Origin of the sequence: Bacillus sp. PPSBB_11 (assembly GCF_038023285.1) — a bacterium.
GTDB lineage: Bacteria > Bacillota > Bacilli > Bacillales > Bacillaceae > Bacillus > Bacillus altitudinis.
In genome coordinates, this window is the sequence record NZ_CP150633.1 from 1,368,095 (window position 1) to 1,374,485 (window position 6,391).

Annotated in this window: 5 protein-coding genes; 2 read left to right on the top strand and 3 right to left on the bottom strand. The window is 39.4% G+C overall.

The window, feature by feature from the left end; all coding sequences use genetic code 11:
- The first annotated feature begins 95 nt into the window (after window positions 1-95).
- The gene (locus V7L95_RS06870) at window positions 96-806 is read left to right on the top strand and encodes a GntR family transcriptional regulator (RefSeq protein WP_017368418.1); all 711 of its coding nucleotides are present in this window, start codon (window positions 96-98) and stop codon (window positions 804-806) included.
- A 48-nt stretch (window positions 807-854) separates the two neighbouring features.
- On the opposite strand, the gene V7L95_RS06875 is transcribed toward V7L95_RS06870, so the two are convergent.
- Together V7L95_RS06875 and V7L95_RS06880 are read right to left on the bottom strand one after the other, a co-directional pair.
- Window positions 855-1,865: a hypothetical protein gene (locus V7L95_RS06875; RefSeq protein WP_017359956.1), complete on the bottom strand. Its 1,011-nt coding sequence runs from the start codon at window positions 1,863-1,865 to the stop codon at window positions 855-857.
- A gap of 119 nt (window positions 1,866-1,984) precedes the next feature.
- Window positions 1,985-4,168 (bottom strand): hypothetical protein, encoded by a 2,184-nt coding sequence (locus V7L95_RS06880; protein WP_017359957.1) that lies wholly within the window; start codon window positions 4,166-4,168, stop codon window positions 1,985-1,987.
- Window positions 4,169-4,419: 251 nt separating this feature from the next.
- On the opposite strand from V7L95_RS06880, the gene V7L95_RS06885 reads away from it, so the two are divergent.
- Window positions 4,420-5,316: a PhzF family phenazine biosynthesis protein gene (locus V7L95_RS06885; protein ID WP_017359958.1), complete on the top strand. Its 897-nt coding sequence runs from the start codon at window positions 4,420-4,422 to the stop codon at window positions 5,314-5,316.
- 39 nt (window positions 5,317-5,355) lie between these two features.
- Here V7L95_RS06885 and V7L95_RS06890 read toward each other — a convergent pair whose 3' ends face one another.
- Window positions 5,356-6,216 carry a LysR family transcriptional regulator gene (locus V7L95_RS06890; protein WP_017359959.1) on the bottom strand — a complete coding sequence of 287 codons (861 nt, stop codon included), beginning with the start codon at window positions 6,214-6,216 and terminating at the stop codon, window positions 5,356-5,358.
- Between the last annotated feature and the right edge of the window lie 175 nt (window positions 6,217-6,391).

The window sequence follows — 6,391 nt, forward strand, 5'->3', positions numbered from 1 at the left end:
TCAATGCCTATATAATTTAAGTTTGCATATCAAAGAGAAATCGGGATGTGCTATAATACAAAGACAATAAATCGTGAAAACAAAGAGGAATGGCTATGTTAAAGTATCAACAAATTGCGAGCGATATTGAAAAATATATTGTCACACATGAGCTGCAGCAAGGAGACAAACTCCCTGTGCTTGAGACGCTCATGAATCAATTTGCTGTGAGCAAAAGTACAATTATCAAATCATTAGATTTACTCGAAAGAAAAGGGATTGTCTATCAGGTGAGGGGCAGCGGCATCTTTGTGAGAAGGCATAGACGCAAAGGCTATATTAGCCTATTATCCAACCAAGGGTTTAAAAAAGATTTAGAGGAATTTCAACTGACATCAGAAGTTCTCACGTTAGATACCGTCAAACCGCCAGAAGAAGCTGCGCTGAATTTAAACATTGAACTAGATGAGGATGTTTTCTACCTTAAACGCATTCGTTACATCAATGGACAAACTTTATGTTTAGAAGAGTCCTATTACCGGAAAACCATTATTCCTTACCTCAACACAGAAATTGCAGCCGATTCTGTATTTAAATTCATTAGTGAAGGCCTTGGTCTGAAAGTAGGCTTTTCTGACATGTACCTGCAAGTTGGCAAACTAAATGAAACTGAAGCGAAGCACCTCGGACTTAAACAAAATGATCCTGCTCTTCGTGTCGAAACTGTCTTTCATCTCACAAACGGCCAGCCCTTCGACTTCTCGAAAATCACATATAACTACATGCAATCCCAATTTTTTATTCAGGCGAATAATTATTATGGGTGATGAAAGGAAAAAGCCCCTCATTTTGAGGAGCTTTTTTTAATGCTGGCATCATTTGTAGTAGTTATAGTCATTGAATGTTGCGATCATATCTTCTTGTGTCCCTTTTTTCCCACGATTCGTATTAAAATATAACGTTCCGTCATCGAAATCAACAGCTTCTATCTCAAAAAGAGTAAATGCACTGCTCGTTATTCGGAAAGATAGGTCATTTCTAGTAAACAACTCTTTTGAAAAATCTTTTGTTGTTGTTCCCTTTTGCTCTTTGATCATTTGGTTGATATTTAACGGATACGTGAGAATAACACTCACATTAGAAGCCCCTCCGTTGGTATCTGGCTTAGATAAAGGGACATATAATGTTCCTTGGTAAAAAGAAATTCCTTGAAGAATGTACTTCGAAACATCTACCACTGATTGATTGATCACTGCTTTTGTATAATTTAATGTAAATGTGGCCTCATACTCAAATTTTCCTGTTTGATCATTAAAATCTCCAATGAAAAAGCGATTGCCAGACCTCACAATAAATTTGTCTGCTCCAACAGAATACGTGATGCCGCTAACTGATAAATTCGTTCCCTGGTACTGAAGGACATAGGCTTTAGCCACTTTGTATGTACTTTTTTTCGTGTTCACTTGTAGCTTCACGATCTTTTTTACATACTTGACACCATCGGTCATAGGGGCTACATAAATACTAACTTGCTCATCTCCTTTTTGGGCTTTGACAGCTAAGTCATTGGCATGTCCTAAATCATAGCTAGTACTATTCGTGTCAGAGTTTTTAAGAAGCTTCACTGTTCTATTGCTTGACGAGCTGTTCATTTTAATAGAGTACAATTGTGTCAGCTGGGTTGAAGTATTTATTTTTGCAGCATAAATCATGTTATTGATACGGTCGACACACATTCCTTGCATAGAGGTGTAGAATCCAGAGCCTGACATTCCAGTATACGTTGTATATGTGTTGAAATAACCGGATTGAGCTTGAACACTAGAAGACCACATACTGCAACAAAAGATAATAGCCGTTAGGACGACATATTTTATTTTTTTCAAGATTGGCACCATCCTATGATTAGAGTTATTTCAAAAATACGAACTGAACATAAAATCGTCACCCATAAAACGAATGACGATTGTTATAGAAATCAAGTGTTACAAATTATTTAGGAAATCTACTTCTCAGCCTTAAACGACTTTACCGTCTTACTACTCTCTGACATGCCTTTTCCTGTAACCGTGACGTAGATCTTTCCGCCCTTAGCGCCTAGTTGTTTGATGGTCACCTTCACAACCTTACCTTTAGAAACCGTTGACTGACCAATTAATTTTCCTGATTGGTTATAGATTTTAACAAGATCCTGTTTCGCTAATTGACTAACGGTGATCACGTCATTTTTCTTCTTGTTGTTGACGATATTAATTTGGTTGCCTTTTAATGCAGAGGTTGGCTCACCTTTAAAAGAAACAGCCTGTTTGCCGCTTTCCAACATCTTGTCACTGCTTCGTGTAACAAATACTTTGCCGCTCTTAACCCCAACTTGTTTGACGTACAATTTGATGGATGAACTTTTTGCCGGTTTTGATGTGACAAGTAATTTACCGCTTGTTGAGTAGACTTTGATGACGTCTTTTTTCTTAATCTTACTCACTGTAATGACGTCTTTTTTATTTTTAAGATTATTGATTTTGACCTGGTTGACTTTTAGAGCGTCTGATTTTTCACCCTGATAGCGAATTGGTACTCGATTTCCCTCTTTTAGACCAGGCTCTTTCATGCTGATATAAAGCGTTCCACTTGTTTGACCCAATTGTTTCATGGAAATCGTCATGTTCGAGCTCGATGCAGTTTGCTGAGCAATCGCTGTTCCACCAGAAGCTTGTTTAAAGATTTTGATGACGGATTGTTTTTTGATTCCTTTTATCGTTACCGTATCGTTTTTCCCTTTATTGTTCGTCACCTTCACTTGAGATGCTGCAAGCGGAGATGTGACGATTTTTTTGACGGTTACAGCAGGCAGAGAGACCTGTCTATTTCCACTTAGCAACGTGATCGTCACTTTAGACCCCTGTCTTAATTTTCCCGTTTTTAATTTGAAGTTTTTGCCTGGCGTAATGGCAAATGGTCCATATTTCTTTTTCGTGGAACTTGTGCTGAGCTTGGACATCGCTTTAATTGTGTTATTCGATGCATCAGATTGCACTTCTACAACAGCTTTATCCCCAAAAGTACTGATACCATTAATGGTATCACTTGAGTCATCGATTTCTTCCACAAATACTTTCTGTACATCTTCTTGAGATTGATTTGCTTCAATCGGATTATCAGCCATGAACGATTTTACGGTCATTAAGTCGCCACCGATTAGCTTTGAAACAGGAACTTCATAAAACCCTTTAGCGTCTGTCTGACCTTCTCCAATGATTTGGTCCTCTCCATTTAGAATATGGATGATACTTTCTGGAGTTGCGGTTCCACTAATTGATGTTGATAGCTGGGTAAATGGGTTGATTGTTGGAGCCGTCGATTTGATACGAAAAAATCTTTCATTCAAAACATTGTCATATGCTGGTTCCATGACTTGTAATTTATTTTGGTCTAAGAGCTTTAGGATATCTTTGTCTACACTAAATTCAAAATTTCCATCTCCATCTGCTGTCACCGATTGATTAATGACACCAGATTTCTCGTTTTTAAAGACGATCTTTGCGTAAGGGATTCCCGTTTGGCCTTTCACTGATTTAGACCATTTTGTCGTAGGAATAAGTGAGATGTTATTAGGGTTAACAATTTTTTTGTAAATGTCGATATTGCTTCCAGTCGTCATTTTCACTGTTAGGAATGTGCCTGCATTTAGGACAGGAAGCTTTAAATGAATGGCATCATTAAATGTTCCTGAGGCAATCACTTTACCATCTTTCATGACCTCTACTTTTGTGTTCTTCACAGTTTTCCCAGTTAGCTCCTGAGAAGTATCATATATCGGATCTAATGAGGTAAACGATTCCTTGAAAATATACACTTTGTTTGAAGAAAGCTTTGTCCCATTTTGGTCATACGTATCTAACTCCACCGTTTGGCCTGAACTAAAGTTCTGAGAAAACAACTTAAAGTTTCCGTTACTATCTGCTTTTGCGTAGTGCATATATCTAGATTTCCAGTTACTCGGAACGCCCCAATCTACGAAAGCAACGATTGCGTTTGGCGCTGTTTTACCCGTCAGATAATTATCACCATATTGATAACGATCAACTGTTGTTATTGTTCCACCCTCTGCGGCACTCACATTTTCTTGTATATGAAAACTCAACATCATCATACAAAGAATAGAAGCTACTACTTTTAGGACTATTTTCATAAATATATCCTCTCTTTTCCTATTAATGTGTTTATATACAAATATTATACATTTTAACCAATATAGGCACAAGGTTTAATGTTGAGTCTAAAGACTTATATTAAATCCATATTCATAGATATAGAGAGTGGTCGATCGATTTTTCATTTTGCATGAATCATACAAATTCATCACATCAAAAAGATTCATTTTACGAATGCATCCTACACACTTATGATGAACATAACAACATGGTTAGGAGGATTCGTCAGATGAAAGATATTAGAGTGTATCATGTCGATGCGTTTACAACTGAGAAGTTTGGAGGTAATGCCGCTGGGGTGGTGTTGGATGGGGAATGGTTAACGGAGGATGAGATGCAGAATATCGCCAAGGAGTTGAACTTACCCGAGTCCGTTTTCTTGCTGCCGGCACATGATGAGAAAGCCGATTATCGAGTGAAATATTTCACTCCAACGGAAGAGGTCAATTTCTGCGGGCATGCGACGGTTGGAGTGACTTGGCTTTTAGCGACGGAGCTAGGGATGGCTAAAGAAAAATCAGGGGTTGTGTTAGAAACAAAGATCGGCCATGTTCCCGTTATATGGCACGAGGAAAATGGCAAAGTTGTGGATGTGGAGATGACACAGGTCACGCCAAAGACGCGAGATTTTATCATCGATGTAGAAGAGCTTAGTGACATGCTCGGTATAAGCAGTGACAGGATTGATCCATCCTATCCTATAAAATTAGCAAACACCGGAAACTGGCATCTCCTTGTTCCGCTGAAACACCAGGATGACATTGATCAAGCGGCACCAAACTTAGCAACTTTAGGGAAAATGAATAAAGAGCAGAATATCACGACGACTCATCTTTATACGTTTCAATCCACAAAAGACTGTGATCTTTATACAAGGGATTTTGCACCTGGCATTGGTATACCCGAAGATCCTGTAACGGGGGCAGCAAACGGAGCATTAGCCGGATATCTGTATTTGGAAGGGATCATTCCTCAGCAAGAAATCACTCATCTGCGCATTGCTCAAGGTGATGCCATCGGCAGACCAGGATTGCTTCGTATCACGGTCATTCCGAATGAAGCAAAGCCGGTGATTAAAGTTGCAGGTGCAGCGGTTATTACCATTCGCGGGGTAATCACGCTATAAATTGATCAGCTTGAATAGAGACTCTCGTTCAAGCTGAATCTATTTAAAATGATCTTTGACCGCTTCAATCCATCTTTTAGTAGAGGGAGAGGCTGCGTTAAAAGATTTAAACGCCATATTGATTTCGCGATAAACACGGGTCTCAAGTGGAATCACGTTCGCATGAGGCACCTGAGGCGGCAACATCAACTTCGGAATGATCGTGAGCCCAATGCCTTCCTGAACCATAGAGATGAGCGTATTGTTGTCCCCAATCTCAAATAAAACATGGGGTTTTACGCCTCTTTCTTTTAATATTTTCTTAATGAGTTGATCACAGCCCGCTTTTGGCATAATAAATGGTTCATCTTGGAACGAAGCCACTTCCATCACCTTCTTTGTATGGAAACGATGACTCTCTTGCATGAGCACCACCAATTCATCTTGAAACAGTGGAACAGTTTCCAAATCTCTAGATGGCTGTGTTAAAAACCCAAGATCAACTGTGCCAGACGCGATCCACTCTTCAATCTCTTCATAGCCGCCTTCGTATAACTCCAATTGGATATTGGGATAACTTTTCGTAAAACGATGAATCAGCTGCGGAAGCATTTTTGAAGAAAAACTAGAGAACGTGCCGATCTTAATGCTCCCCACTTCCATCCCTTGAATCAACGCCGCCTCCTGCTCAAGCAATGACGCATGATGAATGATTTGGCGAATATGCGGCATCACCCGCTCACCTGCATCTGTCAGCGACAGCCCGTTTCGATTCCGATGAAGCAGCACAATCCCAAGCTCTGACTCAAGCTTCGCCATATTATGACTCACCCCAGACTGCGTCAGCCCAAGCTTCTCTCCAGCTTTTGTAAAGCTGCCGCATTCGACAACTGTTTGAAATACTTTGTATGGGAATGTCATTCGTTTGCTCACCTCTTTTGCTTTCTGGCCATTAGTATTGGAACGCAGAAAGTACAATTTCCTTTTAAAAGAAATTGTACTTTCTGTAAAAATTATCTCATTTCTTTTGCTAAATTAAGAAATGGCTGGAAGGCTACAAAACGTATCGCTCGAAAAGCGGTCAAGATAAAGGTTC